The organism is Mycobacterium asiaticum, from assembly GCF_001673635.1.
Classification (GTDB): domain Bacteria; phylum Actinomycetota; class Actinomycetes; order Mycobacteriales; family Mycobacteriaceae; genus Mycobacterium; species Mycobacterium asiaticum_C.
The window spans coordinates 89,197-105,568 of the sequence record NZ_LZMH01000043.1 but is presented as its reverse complement, the minus strand read 5'-3'; the positions used below and the strand labels follow the sequence as shown (position 1 = coordinate 105,568).

Here is a 16,372-nt window from a genome sequence, read left to right as displayed (position 1 = left end):
CCGATCCTTCTAACCACACCAAACTGCGCGTTTCGCTACGTTGCCTTTTCGGGCACCATCGATGATCCGGTGAATGGGACCTCTACGCCACGCTGGAACGACAGGGCCGCGCCCTGAAGCAGCAACGTAGCCGCGAGCAGGCCTACCCACACCCAGGCTTCGGTCGGCGAGATGTGTCCGGCCGGATTGGCATATCCGAGCAATGCGACCGAGCGCATGGTCACGGCGATAGCGAGCGCGATCGTCGTGTACGGGACCGATGACTGGAAGTGTTGGGCTAGGCCGCTCACCGGTGCTTCGGAACGCCTCCGTTTGATCCCGATCACCCACATGACGGCACTAATGCCGATGAGTGCCACCGGTATCAGGGTCGAGAGGTGATTGGCCTGGTCCCAGAGCGGTTGCAGGGGCTGCCGTGTTTCTGGGTTGCCTAGTGCCAGTGCGAGATGCGCGAGTGTCTGTGCGACGAACGCCACGGCCAGCGCTGGAGCGATGACGGCGAGGATGAAGACACAGTGTCTGACGAGGAGGGCCGACGTACCCGAGAAGAACTGCACGATGGCGTACAGCAAGGTGTAGAGGGAGGCTGCCAGCGATACCGCCGCCAGCACCGCCGCGGACCCGGCTCGGCCTTCGGTGAGGGCACATCCGCTCTCGCCGGCGAGCAGGCTGTAGCGCAGGGTGGTCAGAACCAGCCCCAGGAACGCGCACACCAGCGCGATCCCTATCTGGGTTTCGTGCGCGGACTCGCGCGGATCGAGCACACGACTATCGCCACGACGGCGATAGGCACGGTCCAGCACGAGATTGATGACGACGAAAGCGAAGCCCGCCAGGATGCCGGCGAATTGGGCGTAGCTTCTGGCCACGATAGAAGGATCGAAGCCAGACCAAAGGACGCAGGGTTCAGCAACTAGTCCTATCGCCATTGCCGCATATTAATGACGCTCCTGGTATTCAAGTGCGCTGTGACGCTGCGTGTCCGAAGTCTGCGACGATGCGTTTCGCGCACTGACGCCCTGCGCCGCCTCGCGAACCCGTTCGACGGGCGCCATCGGCTTAGTCTTTGTGCTATAGCAAATTCCTAGGCCGTCGAGCAGGTCATAGGGGAGGATGCCGACATGACCGTTTCACGACGCATCGCCGCAGCCGTCGTAGTCGTGGTGTGGCTGGCTATTGGTTCGGCTGGTACCGCGTGCGCTGCCCCCGCTCTGAGTGGCCACTACGTCGCGACCGTAACCTCAGCTTCGGGTGAGACCACCGATAGTGACTGGTACTTCACTCCCTGCGGTGATGGCTGCGCTTCGGTGGCAAACGCGCCCGGTGGACCGGCTTTCGGTAATGCACGACTGGTTAACGGCCAGTGGACCCTGGTGTGGCACTCCGATGCGTTCTGTCCAGGGGGTTCGCGGGTTCCGGGCGTGTACGTCAGCTACGCAAGCTGGGATCCGGTCACCCTTGAGGGCAAAGATGACTCGGGCATCGACACGCCGATATGCGGCTCGGGAGGCAGACCACCAAGAGTCACTCAGCATCTGCAACTCACCCAAGTGGGCTGATTGCCGCGCGCCTTGGATTTGACGCAATTTGCGAAACGGATACGAGCGAATCTCGTTGAACTGCTTGCAGAAAGGTAAGCCTCGCCCTTAGTCGCGAGGGGTCGTGTTTTCCTGCCATCGCCGCTGCTGGGTACGTCGAAAGCGAGCGGGTGTCGTTCCGATCTCGGCGCGGAAGGCGCGGGAAAACGCCGACTCGGACTGATATCCGACCTGAACAGCGATGCTGGCGACGGTCGCGTCACTCGAGCTGAGCAGGTCTGCTGCAGCCATCAGGCGCACACGCACCAGAAATACGCCAACTGTCATGCCGGTTTCCTGACCGAAACGACGTATGAACGTCGCCCGCGACATGGCGGCCGTACGACTTAGCCGATCGATGGTCCAGTCGGCGCCCGGCTCTAAGAGAACGCTCTCGATTGTTTTGGCGATACGTGGATCGGATACCGCAGTCCATGACGCGCTTGTCCGAGCGGCGCTCTCCGAGGATCGCAGCGTCATCGCCAACAGCACCGTGGCGAGGGACGAAAGGACCGCGGCCGTTCCTTGGCCCTCCAGCTGCGCCTCCTTGCGCATCATGGTGCTCACCATGCCTAGCATCTCCTCGGTGTCAGCGGACTGGCCAAGTGACACCTGCAGTGGATCGGGCAGACTGCCGAGCAGCACCGCGCCCGCCCCTGCGTCGAAGGCGTAGTGACCGCAGAACAAGTCGACGGCCGGGGTGCCGCCGCACACACTACGCGTGGTCACGAAAGCATCACCCGCGGCATCGGTGGTGCCCCGCCTGCGACCGGGCCCAGCGGTGAAAACTCGATGCGCAACTCCGCTGGGAATGAGCACGACGTCACCGCGTCGCATCTCAAGGATTTTGGAATCAACGTGCAGCTGGCACTCACCCTCGAGCAGAACGTGAAACGGCGCCTGCAGCTTGGGGTATGCCGCGACGTCCATGCGTGTGGTTCTGCCCAACAGGCAGCGCTTATCGACTCGGGCGTCGACCCGCGCCAATGCCAACAGACGGCTGACAGCATCCATGATGAGACTTTCAAGCAGAAAATGAGTATTTTTTAGTCTATTTGTACCAGATTCTGGCGCGTAGGTTCAGGAAGTGCCGGCTCGCCGGCAGCTAGCTCACCCGCCAAGTTCACCCGCTTTAAGGAGCCGACATGATCGAACGCATCACACCAAAGGACTCGGTAATCGATTCTGCAAGAGGCGGTGTCGCCCGCATGGCCATCCAGCTGTTGCCAGGGGTGGACACGGCGGCCGCGGCGTTGCTTCGGTACGGACTCGTCATCGTCATCGGCTGGATCGGATTGCTGAAATTCGCCCATTACGAAGCTCACCAGATAGCACCACTTGTCGCGCACAGCCCCTTCATGGGCTGGCTCTACAACATCTTTCCCGAGTACACCTTCTCGGTACTGCTCGGCATCATGGAAGTGAGTGCCGCGGTACTCCTGGCCGTAAAGCCAATCGCGCCAACTGTTTCTATCCTCGGCAGCCTGCTGGCGGTGCTGCTATTCGTTTCGACCATCACATTCCTGTTCACCACCCCCGGCATCAGCGAACCGGCAGGCGGTGGTTTCCCCGCCATTACGCTACTGGCCGAGTTTCTCCTCAAAGACATTGTCCTGCTGGGCGCTTCGGTGTGGACACTGGCCGACGCCATTCGGTCAGCGTGGCCCAGCAATCAGCGCTCGCCGCGCTGAGCAGACTACCTGAGTTGCCGACGCCGAATTCTTCCCCTCGAAGATTCCTATCGGTGAACGGGGGTATGGGTCTCGGATCAAGGAAAGGAGACAATCGTGATCCAGCGGCCCGAAGACGATTCGTCCAGCGACGCCAAGCACGAGTCCGAAGCCAAGGAGGACGAGGCGGTGGTGGCCGAGGCCGGCGAGGGACCGTTCCCTCCGATAGCCGGTGAGCCTCGGCCACCCATTGGGAACTGATACTGGCACTGGTCAGCTCGGGGCGCTGATAGGAAGGACATGCTCGCGACGGCGTTAACCGGACACGGTGCTCGAGCCGACCGTGCTGATCGTGCGGAGCCGTATTGCCCCCGGCGGAAGGTCGACGGCATGATGAGCCGAACGCCGGATTCGAGGAGCCGAGACAGCATGCGGAAGGTCGCCATCAAGGTCTTCGTCGTGCTGGCGCTAACCTCGCTCTCATTGTGTTCTGCAGCGCATTCGCCGGTAGCCACTCGCGCGCCGCTCGCTCCAATGGAGCGCGTTGAGTTAGCTGACAATTGGACGCTGTCAGCAGCCGACACGATCGCCGCGGATGGCGAAGCCCTCTCGCTATCGGACTATGACGCCGCCGCGTGGTACCGCGTTCGCCGGATGCCGGCCACCGTGTTGGAGATCCTCCGGGAAAACGGGGGCTACGGGGATTTGTACGTCGGGAAGAATCTGCGTGACAACGTGCCGCAGGACCTCTATCGACACGATTGGTGGTACCGCACCCAGTTCACCGCCCCGCAGGGCCAACGAACCTATTTGTTGGGATTCCCCGGCATCAACTACCGCGCCGACATCTGGCTGAACGGACGCCTGGTTGCCAACCACGACGAGGTCGTGGGCATGTACGCCGACCATCAGTTCGATGTCACGCCGCTGATTCGGCCGGGTTTGCCGAATGTGCTGGCGGTCAAAGTGATCCCGGAGCGCGCGCTGCAGGACGTCGATGGCGTGGAGTTGGCCGACAGTTGGAACGACTGGGTCAACTGGGATTACCTCGGGTTTCCGCCGCTCAATGGCGATCCGGACCGGCGCGGAACATCATTCGTCCCCGACCGAAATGCCGGCATCTGGAAGCCGGTGTACCTGACGGCCCTTGGAACCGTGGGAATCGGTGCGGCGACGGTCAATTCGGAACTCCCGCTGCCGCGCACCGACAGCGCCCGGCTGACCATCCATGCCGACGTACACAACTATTCCGCACAACGCACCCGTGGCGTTCTCCGTGCCACCATCACTCGCCCGGACAAGACCACCGTCCACGTCGAACAGGCGGTCCTCCTTGCGCCCGGCGAAGACCAGCAGGTGACCTTCACACCAGATCAGTTCTCACAATTGAACCTTGACCATCCGGACCTGTGGTGGCCCTACACGATGGGCCAGCCGAATCTGCACAACCTTCGGTTGGAATACCGGGTCGACAACCAACTCAGCGATACCAAGGAACTGCGTTTCGGCATCCGGACCGTCCGCCAGTATCGCGACGCGGGATTCTCCGCCGACGGCGGAGACTTCTACCTAGAAGTCAACGACAAGAAGTTTCCGGTGCGCGGCGCCGCATATACGCCCGATCTGCTATTCAGGTACGACCCCGACCGCGAAACCGCAATCCTGCACTACGCCAAGGATTTAGGTCTCAACATGCTGCGGCTTGAGGGCAAGCTCGCCAGCGAACACCTCATCGAGGAAGCCGACGAGCTGGGGATCCCGTTAATGGCCGGCTGGATGTGCTGCAACCAGTGGGAGAAGTGGGAGCAGTGGGACGCCGAAGATGAGCGGGTGGCGATGGACAGTTTGCGCTCACAGATCCGGTCGCTTCGAAGCCACCCGTCGGCGTTCATTTGGGCCAATGGCAGTGACGGGTTGCCGCCGCCGAACATCCGTGCCCGTTACCGGTCCGTTCTCGATCAATTGTATTGGCAGAACCCGATCGTCGACACCGCCTCCCCGCAGGCAAAGGACGCCGACGGCGTAGTGCAGTGGGACGGCATCGATATGACCGGACCGTATACCTGGCGCCCGCCCACCTACTGGTTCAGTGGCCGTTACGGTGCCACCTGGGGGGCATCGGCCGAACAGGGCAGCAATGAACAGATCCCCCCGTTCGCCAGCCTTCGGAAATTCATCCCGCCCGACCAGATGTGGCCGATCAACGACACCTGGTCCTTCCATGCGGGCGCGCAGTACAAGAATGCGGCCCTGCTGAGTGCACAGCGTTCCATCGGGATGCGCTATGGGGTTTCCGACAGCGCCGAGATGTTCGCCGCCAAAGCCCAACTGGCTCAATATGAGTCCGCCCGCGCGCAGTTCGAAGCGTTCGCCGCCGCGGGCTGGGACACCCACAAGATGACGATCTACTGGATGCTGAACAGTCACTGGCCATCGTTCTTCGGGCAGCTGTTCGACTACTACTTGCGCCCGGGAGGCGCCTATTTCGGAGCCAAGAAGGGACTGCGGCCGCTGTCCGTGGTGTTCGATTCGTACGCACGTGGTATCGGCAACTCGGCCCACGTCAGCGTCGTCAACCAGTCGCCGTCGGATGTGGATGGTGTCCATGTCCGCGTCAGGGTCTACGACTTGCAGGGCATCCTCCAGGCGGACGGAACGTCGGACAGCATCAGCGTCCCCGCTGGCGGCGCCGTCGACGCAATGACGCTACCGAGTGGTCTCGCGAAGTCGCCCGTTTTCTTCGTTCGGTGTGAGCTGACGCGCCCGTCCGGGGAAGTCGTTGCGGAGAACGTGTATTGGCAGTCGCAACAGCCCGATGACGTGGGGGATCCGGACAACGACCGGGCGTTCGATTCGATGCAGGCGAGCTGGGCGGACATGACCGCATTGAACTACATGCCACGCGTACCGTTGGACATCACGGCTTTTCACCAGACGGACCCTGGGGGAGTGGTGATCCGGTTGCACAACCCCACGTCGAACGTCGCGTTCTTCGAACGTGCCGAGATCATGTCGACACGCGACGGCGACGAGATCCTGCCGGTCGAGTACGACGACAACTACGTGACCGTGTTTCCCGGGCAGACGGTGGAGATCCGGGGGAGTGTGCCGGCTTCGCTGGCGAACTGGGTTCGGGTGACGGGGTATAACTCGTCGCCAATCACCCTGGCGGTTGAGTAGCATCCGTGGCTTCGCGGGTCGTGTCGGTAGCCTGGAGTGATGCCTGCAGCCTTTGACCTGCGTCAACTGGACGTGCCGGTTGTTCAGGCTGGCATGGGAACGGTAGCGGGGTTCGAACTCGCTGCGGCCGTGTCGGAGGCAGGTGGTCTGGGAACGATCGCCGGTGCGCGTGCCAATGTCGCCGGTGAGGTGGCAGCGGCACGCAGACTTACCGGACGGCCGATCGCGGTGAACCTGTTGCTGCCCTTCGTGCGTCGCGGCGATGTGGAGGCGGCCGCAGCCGCCGATGTGATCGTGACGTTTTGGGGCGTTCCTCGCCGGCTCGCCGCGACCACCTGGTTCCACCAGTGTGGGTCCGTCGAAGAGGCGAAAGCCGCAGAAGCTGCGGGCGCGGACGGTGTGATTGCTCAGGGGGTGGAAGCTGGCGGCCATGTTCGCGGGACGACTCCTGCGCTCGAGTTGCTCGATCAAGTCCGTAAGGCTGTGAGCATTCCTGTGCTGCTCGCGGGCGGAATCGTCCATGCGCAAGGCGTGCGGGAAGCGCTGGATGCCGGTGCGGTCGCCGCCGTCGTCGGGACCCGCTTCCTGCTCAGCGAGGAATGCCGCGCGCACCCGGAGTACAAGCAGCGCTGCCTTGCGGCCAGTGAGACGGTGCTGACCGAGCTGTTCGGACTGGGCTGGCCCGATGCGCCGCACCGGGTGATTCCAAACGAGGCCACTCGACGATGGTTGGGCAGCGATGCGCGCGGGCCGCGCTGGCTTCGCATCGCTAATCGGATCGCGTCCCCACTGGCCAATGCGATGCCGGATGCGGCCCAAAACCGTGCTGTGCGAGTGCAATTGCCTTTGTGGCTGCCGTATGCGATCGCCCAGCCGCCCGCTGCTGACGGACCCGCCGAGTTGGTTGACACGCGTCCGCTTTATGCCGGCGCGAACGTTGGGCGGATCGTTGATGTTCGACCGGCGGCTGAGCTGGTCGGGTTGCTTACTCCGTAGGGCAAGCGGCTCCCGATACGTAGTGGCACTGACGATGCTTGAATTATGACCGGATGACAAGTACTAGTGACCGGACCCCGTGAACTGGTCCACGGCGAACGAGAGTCGTTCATCGATGAGTACGAGTAGCAGGATAGCGGGTCAGGTTGTAGCTCAGGCGGTCCTCGGTCAATCGGTGACTGGGTGCCTTGGATTGCCTGGGGACAGCACGTCGCGGATGAACTCGATTGCATCACGGACGTCGCGGCCCAGGGGGGGCCACCCCATCCAGCCATGGATGCCACCGTCGAGTTCGTACCAACCGATTTCGACGCCCTCGGCTTCGGTCCGCCGCCGAAATGCTCGGGCATCAGGATTGAGCATGTCGTGGGTGCCGGTCATCACCATGATCTTGGGTAAACCGGATAGCTCGCCCATGCCTGGGCTGACCAACGGATGGTCCAGCGGATCACCACCTGCGTAGCAGGTCGCGGCCCGGCGCATGAACGGAAGGTTGAGTATCGGATCGACTCTGGCCACTGCAGGAACCGCGGGATCGGGCAGCCCAGCGTGCAGCCAAGGTGAGAGCAGCACCGCGTCACTCGGTTGCGGCAAGTGCTCTTCCCGGGCTGCGTGACACAATCCCAACGCCAAACCACCGCCGGCCGATTCACCCATGAAAACAACGGATTCCGAATCGTGTACGGCAAGGATTCGGCGATAGACATCGAGGAGAAACGGATAGATCTCCCGGTAGGTGTGCTCGGGCGCGAGCGGAAACATCGGCACGGTAACTGTACGGCGAAGCAGGACTGACAGCTTGGCCAAGAATGGCCAATAGAGCGCTGGCGCGAATTCGACAACATAACAGCCGCCGTGCAAATAGAGCATGTGGCCGTTAAGTCCCGCCCCGTCGGGAAGCTTTGGGCTGATCTCATATACCGGCCACCCGTCGAGGTCATCGCGGATGATGTCCACCTTCTTGAGTACGCGCTTCGGGGGCGATCCTGCGTAAGGGTGGCGTGGCGGTCCAGCTGCCCACCGGTCAATCATGACCGGCCGAAGGGTCAAGTAACGGAGCCGGCTAAGCAACAACGCTTTCGCCAGGCACCGGTGCTGCAACCGCGCGCGGGGATTCACCCTGACGATTATCGACCCACGGAATAACACATGCGAATTTCGGCCCCTCTAGTGCCAGGCTCACAAGACTGCTTGTTGAGCTGGTGACCGCTCCTCGTGGCCTTGGGCGCGACGGCCCAGGGTCGTTCATTAGTGGGTGCAGGTGGCAGCGTAGACGGCTGGGGGTTGGTAGCCCAGTGACGAATGCCGCCGATAGTGGTTGTACTCGTGCTTCCAGTCGCTGCTGACCACACTGGCCTGGGCCATCGACCAGAAGCTGTTGATATTCAAGCATTCGTCGCGGATGCGGGAGTTGAAGGATTCGACGTAGCCGTTTCGCCACGGCTCGCCGGGCGGGATGAAGTGCAGGCTGACCTGACCGGCGGCCCAATCGGCCATTGCGCTGCAGGCTAATTCGGGACCGTTGTCGCATCGCAGGACGGCCGGGTAGGTGCCACGCTCTGCGGCCAGAAGGTCCAGCTGGGCGACGAGGTGCTTGCCGGTGATGCTGCGCTCAACCATCCCACCGAGGCATTCGCGGGTGTGTTCGTCGATGATCGAAACGATCTTGATCGGACGTCCGTCGGTGGTGGAGTCGAACTGGAAGTCCACCGCCCATACTCGGTTGGGCGCATTGGCGATTACAGTCGCTGGTGCGGTGGAGCTGCCGTGGCGTTTGCGGTGGCGGCGCTGCGGTACTCTAAGCCCTTCTTCGCGCCAAAGGCGTTGCAGCTTCTTGTGATTGACTGCCCAGCTTTCAGCGCGAGCGTCGTGATACGCAGGTCGGAACCCACGCCGGGGAATCGAACGCGACTCCTTCCGTCCGCGGACGGGCACAGCCGTGCAGTGGGTCGGAGAAGGTAGGAGACGACCCTTGACTGACCTACCCTGTGCCGTGTCGCCGGACGAATGATTACCGGTCTACAGCAACGACTTGATCGAGTAGGCGAATTCCTTAAGCCACTGCGGCAGCGAACGACTGATAGAGATCACCGGGCAGCGGAGTCTCTAGTTCCCACGTGATGGCCATCGGCTTCTCGCCCACGTGTCCGCGGTAGGTGGCCGGTCCGAGGAACCAGAAAGCGCGGTCATCCGCGCGGAGCCGCGTGAATAGCATGATCGACCGGCCGTCGCGTTTGTGATTGCGATAGCGGAGACCGGTTTCGCTATCGGCGCGAGTCATCGATTGGCTCTCCCAATGGATAAGCGACGGACTGATGGCGTAGTCGCGGTAGCGGGTGGTCGGTGAGAACCTTCCGCTACTCTTGTCGAGGGTGAATGCCAGCAAGTCGGCATTGGCGCTCTTGGCTTCGTAGACTCCTTCCCTCCAAGAAACAGCCTTGGCATGATCACCAATACCGAAGGCGCCCAGGATTTCTACGCGCGAGTACCGGGCGTGCACTTGCAGCGGTACATCGGGATGCTGGTCGAGCACACCGTGCAGGTGGTCGACTCGCTCGGCAAGCTCGACGAGTAGCTGGGCGAGTTCAGCACACACTTGCGGATGCGACCACACGAGATTGACGGCGTCCTGCAGCGAGTTGTTGTTGGTGAGCACCTGGTCACCCAGACTCCCGACAAGCATCCGCACCAGGCGACGCTCCCGCTCCGAGAGTGTGGATACGTCCAGCGGCGTTGGCATCTCGAGAAGACGGCGGTAGGTGGCGATGCGTTCGTCGTCGTCGATGTGGAGCAGACGGCCAAGAGCCCTACGAAGCGAGGTCTCTTGCTCCCCCGATGGCTCAATGGGCACGCCCGCCGCCACGCATAGATCGGACCAGCAACGGGTCCCGTCGTACACGTCAGGCAAATCGAGGCCGGATTCCTCCAGGTATTGCGAGAGGGTGACTTCTGGGTATTCTGGTGCACGACACGCAGTTCCGTCACGCGAGAAGGCCACCGCGACGGAATCGCTTGCCGGAGGCTGCGCAACACGACCTCAGATGCCTTCGCATCTAAATGCATGTAGCACCCTGCCGGCAGGAATGGGAAGCCTTGCTGCACTGCACGTTCGACGTCACGTCGGGTGCCGCCTAGTAAAGCGCGGTAGCGGCGGTCGAAGCGGAACTCTTGGCGATGGTTGCTTACAAAGTCTAGGACGGTGCAGAAGTTCTTCGCCCTGGCTCGGCGGAGTCCGCGCCCAAGTTGCTGGAGAAACAGTGTCGGACTCTCGGTTGGGCGCAGCATGAGCAGGGTGTCCACTGTGGGAACGTCTACGCCTTCGTTGAACAGATCTACAGAGAAGACGACTCTCACCTTGCCGGCCGCGAGGTCGCGTAGGGCTGAGCTGCGGTCAGCGGGCGAGCTGTCGCCCCAGACGGCGACTGCAGGAACACCGTGTCTATTGAAATGCCTTGCCATAAACTGAGCGTGCTCGATGCCGACACAGAAGCCGAGCGCTCGCATCGAGTCGGGATCATCTGCCAATCGCAAAACTTCCTGCAACACGGTGCGTGCCCACGCGTCAGTGCTGGTGTACAAATTGCTGAGCGCTTGGTCATCGTAACCCTGCCCTCGACGCCACGGGATATCAGTGAGGTCCAACCCGTCGTGAATGCCGAAGTACATGAACGGGCAGAGGCGATGTTGATCGATCGCATCCCAAAGCCTTAACTCAGCGGCGATGCGGTCATCGAACCAGTGCAATACTGAAAGATCGTCACTGCGTTCCGGGGTGGCCGTCAGGCCGAGTAGTTCCTGCGGTTGCACATGGTTCAGGAGTTTGCGGTAAGAGGGTGCCGCCGCGTGGTGGAACTCGTCGACGATGACAACGTCGAAATGGTCGGGCGCGAGGTTTTCTAAGTTGGCAGTATTCAGGCTTTGAATCGAAGCGAATACGTGCTCGAAGCGTTGTGGTCGAGAACCGCTGATCCATTTCTCTCCAAAGGAGGCTTCGCGCAACGCGTGGCGGAACGTCGCGAGGCTCTGGTCGAGTATTTCGTTGCGGTGGGCGACAAATAACAACCGAGATCGGGAGAGCTGATCTCGCAGGCGGGCGTAGTCGACCGCAGCCATCACAGTCTTGCCGGTGCCGGTGGCGGCGACGAGGAGGTTCCGATGGTGACCGCGGACGCGTGACAGCGCGATTCTTTCCAAGAGGCGCTCCTGGAATGGTTCGAGGCGAATCTCGATCGGGCTGAGGGCCACCGTTAAACCGTTGTCAGTGCGGCTGGCACGCTCATTCTCTTGGTCAAACCGGTCTGAGTCATACTTGACGAAGTCCACACTCTGCCAGTAGCTCTCGAAGACCGCATTGCATTTCGCGAGGATGTCGGGGTTACGCGCGGCCGACGCGCGGACATTCCATTCGAGGCCAGTGACCTGGGCGGAGTGGGTGAGGTTGGACGAACCCACGTAAGCGGTCGAGAAGCCGGAGCGGCGATGGAAGATCCATGCCTTGGCATGTAGACGGGTCGTGCTGACGTCGTATGAAATGCGGACTTGGGCACCAATGTCCGTTAGCTGCTCGAGGGCTTGGCGCTCTGTGGAGCCGGTGTAGATGGTTGTCAGGACGCGCAGAGCTTTGCCGCGTTCGCAGTGTCGGCGAAGTGAGCAGAGAAGCGGGTTGATACCGCTGCGTCGGATGAAGGCCATGACAACGTCGATTGCGTCCGACGACTCGATCTCGGCATCCAATTGGTGCAGCAGGCCGGGATCACCGGGGGCGTTCGTCAGCAGGGTGGTATCCAACAAAGGGATCAGGGGTTCGACAATGGGCGCCGGTGTACCGTCCGGCCGCCGCTCCAGGATTGCGTGCAGGACCTCGCCTGGTTCTGCCGGCGCCTCTGAGGTGTCTGCTTTGATGACTTGGGCGAGTCGGGTGATCAAGTCGCGCGCCAATTTGATGCCCACTTGGACTCGCTCACGGTCATTGACAGAATCGAGAGCCTGTTGAATATATCGACTGAGGTGCAACGCGATTCGGTCTGCCGCCTCGGCGGTACGTAGCGGTTGAACATCATCGTGGAAGCGTGTGTTGATTGGCCGGAGTTCGGCCCTTAGCGCCTCGGTGATAAGAACCTCATAGATCCCAGGCTCCATTGGGGTCACTGTGAAAACCCCTGTAGTCCTTGGGCACGATGTTCAGCGGGTTGGCTACCGCCGTCGGCTTGCGGTGCCGCTTCCTTATTCGTGATCACGTCTCCTCATGCATGCCGCTCTAAACTTGTTTGTTCTTATACTGCCCAGCGCACGGCTGCGCCCTGCCGCCTACGCCGGCTCGTCGTAATCGACCCCACTCGCTAGATCTTCACACTGCACTACCTCCACATCCCCCCGCGCTCGCAGAAACGGACCCGCCCCCCGATCCCCGGCAACGCAAGAGATCACCTCACCGAAGTACCGCCGCGCGATAACCACCGGATGCCCAGGCCGCTCCCCAAAGTAAGCTTGCGCCAGCCCACTACGAGACCCCAACGCCCGCTGCACCACTCGCGCCACCACCGCCGCACCAACATCCGGTGTATCAACCACATGCAGCACCGCATACTGAGCGCCCACCGTCGCAGCCTCCGTCAACCCAGCCCGCACGGACGCGCTCAACCCGATCTGCCAGTCGGACGCAGTAACCCCGATGACGTCGTCGGGCAAGGCCACAGTCGCAGCCCCCAGCACGACAAGAACGACATCACACCCTCCATCCCGCAACGCCGCCACCGCCGAATCGAGCCATCCGGTCACAAGCACTTTCGGCTTGCCGTAGCGCCGACCCGCGCCAGCCGCTAGCAGCACACCAACAACACCAGCCAAACTAGCGACCACCCAACGGCGCGGCGCCAACAGAACCAGAAGCCACAGAAACCGGACCAATCAGCTTCGGCGCCAGAGTATTCGCGTTCTCACCCGCCCGGGCCAGCGAGTACTTGCGAACCTCGGCCCCGCCCGGCGCCGCTGCACTCACCAACAAATCCGCGCCCGTGACAGTGCTTGTCGTCGCTACCGTCACCGCACCAGCATTAACAAAAGGCTCGAACGACGCCGTCTGCCGGAACATCACGTGCCCGGAATGCGCATCCGGGCTGTGCGTGTACATGACAGGCGCCCCGTCCAGCCGCGAACCCGACGACCACACCCGCACCGTGCCGCGGTCGGCGAGCTGTCCGGTGATAATGCTCTGCGCGCCGCCCTCTTCGCCCGCGACCCACCCCGTCGCCAGCGAGATGCCGCCGGTATAACCCGCGTCGAAAGCGGAGAACTCGGTCACCAATGCGGGCGCACCGGGCCCACCAGACGGACCGCCGGAACGTGCAGTTGGAGTGAACAGGTCGTACCGGAACACCTTCACCTGCGCCGGACCTCCCGGGCCGGGCCCGGTGATGATGTTCTGCCGTCCCTGCTCATAGCTGACCAGCCCGGTGGCCACGGTGACGCCGGTCTGCGACCCGGGGTAGGGCTTGAAGCTTGAGAACACCTCGGGTGCCTTGCCCACCGCCGGCAGCTTCGAGGAGAACACCTTCACCTCCGACTCCACACCCGGACCGGTCCCGACGATGATGTTGTCCGCCATCGGATTTGCGTCGATGTTCGCGGCCGCCACGTTCACGCCACCCTTGAAGCCGGCGTCGAACGGCGCGAACCGGGCCAACTCGGTCTTGAACGCGTCGGCGCCGCTGTACACGACCACCTCCGGAGCCACCCCGGCACCGGTGCCGACGACGAGGTCAAGGATGGTGTCGCCGTTGACGTCAGCCATCGCCACCGAGGGCGCCCCTTCGAACGCCGGGAACGGCGTGACGGTCGTAATCACCTTGTCCCCGTTGCCATCGAGCACCTGGACGGCCGCCGGGAAGCCCGGCCGACCCGGGACCCCCACCGCATACGTCGACACCTGGGGGATCACGTTCACGGTGGCCATCAAACCGTTGTCCTCGTGGTTGAGGCGATGGCAGTGGATGACGTAAGTGCCGCCGAACTCCTCGAATTCGGTGCGGAACGTGAGAGACGATGGAGCGGTGGCGTTGTCGTGCGCATCGACGATCGGCGGCGGTACATTGGCGGTGTCAACACTGAACATCTGCACACCGGTCGTGGTGTTGGCGGTCGGATTTACCACCTGCATCACCTGATAGTCGTTGACGTGGATGTGCATTGGGTGACCGTCGTTGTTGTAGTTGACAATTCGCCACTCTTCCATCGTGTTCAGCCGGGGCTGAATCAACGGAATGTTAGGGAAGATGTTGCCGTCGAACTGATAGGTGAACGCCTTCGCATCGCTCTTGCTCGCATAGTTGTTGCCGAACCCACCGGAGATCGTCAGCTCACGGGTGTAGTCGGGCGTGCGTACCGAGTCGTCGCGGAACGAAGTGGGCGAGTTCAATTCCATCCCCGGTTCGAACACGGTGGTCCGCCCCTCACCGTTGTCGGCCGTGGCACGTATCAACGTCTGAGTGGGATAGGCGAAGAACCCGTCGGCGTAGCTGACGAATCTGGGCTCTACGTTGAGTTCCCCCAGCACGGCCGGTGGGATCTTGGCGCCGTTATTGGTATATAGCACAGCCTGACTCGTCCTGGGCTTGCCGCCCTGCATCGGCGGCATCTCCAGCACAAGATCACCGGTCTTGGGCATGGTCACCGCGATCGCGAACCGGGACGCCGGCGGAATAAATAGCAGCGAACCGTCGCCGTCGACCGGCCGCTGCACCGTGGGACACGGATTGCCGTCCTGGCCCACGATGGCGAACTTGGGATGGTTACCGGTCGCAGTCTCCGTCAATTGCATTGACATGTAGGCGATGTCACTGATGTTGGCCAACACCCAGATCTCGGTTTGACCCGGCTTGATCTTCAACCGCGGCTGAAACTGCCCGTTGACGGTGAACTGCACATCGCGCTGATTGTCGGGCAACCCAGGGTCGGCAGGGACGTTAACGGTCGGGCTGGTGAAACTCTGCAGGTTCGTCGGAATGAACTGGTTGGCGCCACGCTTGTTGTCGACCGACAACGGCCCTTCGTGCCAACCGCTGATGTACTGAGCGCCCTTGGAGGTCTGCGCGAAGTTCACCGGCGCCAGGCTGCTGGGGTAGGTGCCGTCGGCGAGTTGGTTACCCTCCGGTGGTTTCAAGGTGTTGACCCACTGCTCCCAGTACGGGTTGTTCAGTTGATGCCCACCGTTTTTGCGGTCGAACACGAAGTTGTACTGCAACGCCATGTCCCGGATCGGAATGTTGTTCTTCGTCACCAGAGGCAGCGCGCCGTCGGGACGCCCGATCTCCAACAACCCCGCGAGACCGAGATAGGTGTGCAGCGCTGTCAACATGTGCCGGTGGCTGTGGTACCAATACAGGCCCTGCGGCATGTTTTTCGGCAGGGGGTAGTCATAGGTGTTGCCCATCCCGGCCGGGATGTTCAGCAGCACATTGTCGGCATTGCCCGACGGGCTGACATGCAGCCCATGCGTATGCAGATTCAGCGGCGACGACGTCAACGCGGGCGGAAACAGCGGAACCTGCTCGTTGACCGGCACGTAGGACGGATCGTTGAAGTCGGCGATCGTCAGACCCTGTAAATCATTGTCGTAGTGCACGATCAGCCGCTCGCCGGGGTTGACCCGCAACGTGGGAGCCGGATAGACATTGTCGCCCTTGGTTGAGCCGTCCGAACTCGTCCCCTTCATGAGCTCGTAGCCGTACACCAGGAAATTGGTCACCGGTTCTTTCACGGTGTCGAGGTTGACGGTGCCCTGGTGCGCGGACAGCCGGACCTCGAGCACACCGTCCTTGCTCGACAACCGCACCGGTTCCTTGAAGTCGGCCGGATGGCCGTCCTTCCCGGCGTTGACGCCGATCTCAGGGTGCGCCTGGTTGTGCCGCGGCGAACAGGACAGCGTCATCGCCACCAACAACACCACAAGTG

General features: G+C 62.1%; 12 protein-coding genes and 1 pseudogene. 5 read left to right on the top strand and 8 right to left on the bottom strand.

Annotated elements, in window-relative coordinates; genetic code table 11:
- Nucleotides 1-35: 35 nt before the first annotated feature.
- On the bottom strand, nt 36-869 hold the full coding sequence (locus A5645_RS12575; protein ID WP_081288316.1) for a hypothetical protein: 834 nt from the start codon (nt 867-869) through the stop codon (nt 36-38).
- 252 nt (nt 870-1,121) lie between these two features.
- Here A5645_RS12575 and A5645_RS27755 point away from each other — a divergent pair, with 252 nt between their 5' ends.
- Complete coding sequence (locus tag A5645_RS27755; RefSeq protein WP_155767981.1) at nt 1,122-1,559, top strand: hypothetical protein; 438 nt, start codon at nt 1,122-1,124, stop codon at nt 1,557-1,559.
- Between the two features lie 87 nt (nt 1,560-1,646).
- On the opposite strand, the gene A5645_RS12570 is transcribed toward A5645_RS27755, so the two are convergent.
- Entirely contained in the window at nt 1,647-2,591 is a 945-nt protein-coding gene (locus A5645_RS12570) for an AraC family transcriptional regulator (protein WP_065129713.1), read from the bottom strand.
- A 194-nt stretch (nt 2,592-2,785) separates the two neighbouring features.
- Here A5645_RS12570 and A5645_RS12565 point away from each other — a divergent pair, with 194 nt between their 5' ends.
- The 4 genes from A5645_RS12565 (at nt 2,786) to A5645_RS12555 (ending at nt 7,423) form a co-directional block, all read left to right on the top strand.
- A complete protein-coding gene (locus tag A5645_RS12565) occupies nt 2,786-3,268 on the top strand; it encodes a YkgB family protein (protein ID WP_065129712.1) in 483 nt (160 codons plus the stop codon).
- 96 nt (nt 3,269-3,364) lie between these two features.
- A complete protein-coding gene (locus A5645_RS27750; RefSeq protein WP_155767980.1) occupies nt 3,365-3,508 on the top strand; it encodes a hypothetical protein in 144 nt (47 codons plus the stop codon).
- 168 nt (nt 3,509-3,676) lie between these two features.
- Nucleotides 3,677-6,427 carry a glycoside hydrolase family 2 protein gene (locus A5645_RS12560; RefSeq protein ID WP_081288315.1) on the top strand — a complete coding sequence of 917 codons (2,751 nt, stop codon included), beginning with the start codon at nt 3,677-3,679 and terminating at the stop codon, nt 6,425-6,427.
- Nucleotides 6,428-6,466: 39 nt separating this feature from the next.
- The gene (locus A5645_RS12555; protein WP_065129710.1) at nt 6,467-7,423 is read left to right on the top strand and encodes an NAD(P)H-dependent flavin oxidoreductase; all 957 of its coding nucleotides are present in this window, start codon (nt 6,467-6,469) and stop codon (nt 7,421-7,423) included.
- Between the two features lie 168 nt (nt 7,424-7,591).
- Here A5645_RS12555 and A5645_RS12550 read toward each other — a convergent pair whose 3' ends face one another.
- The 6 genes and pseudogenes from A5645_RS12550 to A5645_RS12530 all read right to left on the bottom strand — a co-directional run bounded on the left by A5645_RS12550 (nt 7,592) and on the right by A5645_RS12530 (nt 16,349).
- The gene (locus A5645_RS12550) at nt 7,592-8,380 is read right to left on the bottom strand and encodes an alpha/beta hydrolase fold domain-containing protein (RefSeq protein ID WP_172830526.1); all 789 of its coding nucleotides are present in this window, start codon (nt 8,378-8,380) and stop codon (nt 7,592-7,594) included.
- Nucleotides 8,381-8,671: 291 nt separating this feature from the next.
- Nucleotides 8,672-9,322 (bottom strand): annotated as a pseudogene (locus A5645_RS12545) (IS3 family transposase); the annotation flags it as partial.
- Nucleotides 9,323-9,476: 154 nt separating this feature from the next.
- Nucleotides 9,477-9,956, bottom strand: a complete 480-nt coding sequence (locus A5645_RS28345; protein WP_216638313.1) for a DUF3427 domain-containing protein — start codon at nt 9,954-9,956, stop codon at nt 9,477-9,479.
- A complete protein-coding gene (locus tag A5645_RS12540) occupies nt 9,899-12,562 on the bottom strand; it encodes a DEAD/DEAH box helicase family protein (RefSeq protein WP_216638304.1) in 2,664 nt (887 codons plus the stop codon). Before A5645_RS12540 ends, A5645_RS28345 begins: the two co-directional genes overlap by 58 nt.
- A 168-nt stretch (nt 12,563-12,730) precedes the next feature.
- Nucleotides 12,731-13,303: a nucleotidyltransferase family protein gene (locus A5645_RS12535; RefSeq protein ID WP_436405494.1), complete on the bottom strand. Its 573-nt coding sequence runs from the start codon at nt 13,301-13,303 to the stop codon at nt 12,731-12,733.
- Entirely contained in the window at nt 13,272-16,349 is a 3,078-nt protein-coding gene (locus tag A5645_RS12530) for a multicopper oxidase domain-containing protein (protein ID WP_065129774.1), read from the bottom strand. The genes A5645_RS12535 and A5645_RS12530 overlap by 32 nt, the downstream gene beginning before the upstream one ends.
- Nucleotides 16,350-16,372 lie beyond the last annotated feature (23 nt).

Bases quoted from the DNA above. Each gene is read 5' to 3' on its own strand.
- A5645_RS27755 (WP_155767981.1), top strand. From the start codon at position 1,122: ATGACCGTTTCACGACGCATCGCCGCAGCCGTCGTAGTCGTGGTGTGG.
- A5645_RS12570 (WP_065129713.1), bottom strand. From the start codon at position 2,591: ATGGATGCTGTCAGCCGTCTGTTGGCATTGGCGCGGGTCGACGCCCGA.
- A5645_RS12565 (WP_065129712.1), top strand. From the start codon at position 2,786: ATGGCCATCCAGCTGTTGCCAGGGGTGGACACGGCGGCCGCGGCGTTG.
- A5645_RS12560 (WP_081288315.1), top strand. From the start codon at position 3,677: ATGCGGAAGGTCGCCATCAAGGTCTTCGTCGTGCTGGCGCTAACCTCG.
- A5645_RS12555 (WP_065129710.1), top strand. From the start codon at position 6,467: ATGCCTGCAGCCTTTGACCTGCGTCAACTGGACGTGCCGGTTGTTCAG.
- A5645_RS12540 (WP_216638304.1), bottom strand. From the start codon at position 12,562: ATGGAGCCTGGGATCTATGAGGTTCTTATCACCGAGGCGCTAAGGGCC.
- A5645_RS12530 (WP_065129774.1), bottom strand. From the start codon at position 16,349: ATGACGCTGTCCTGTTCGCCGCGGCACAACCAGGCGCACCCTGAGATC.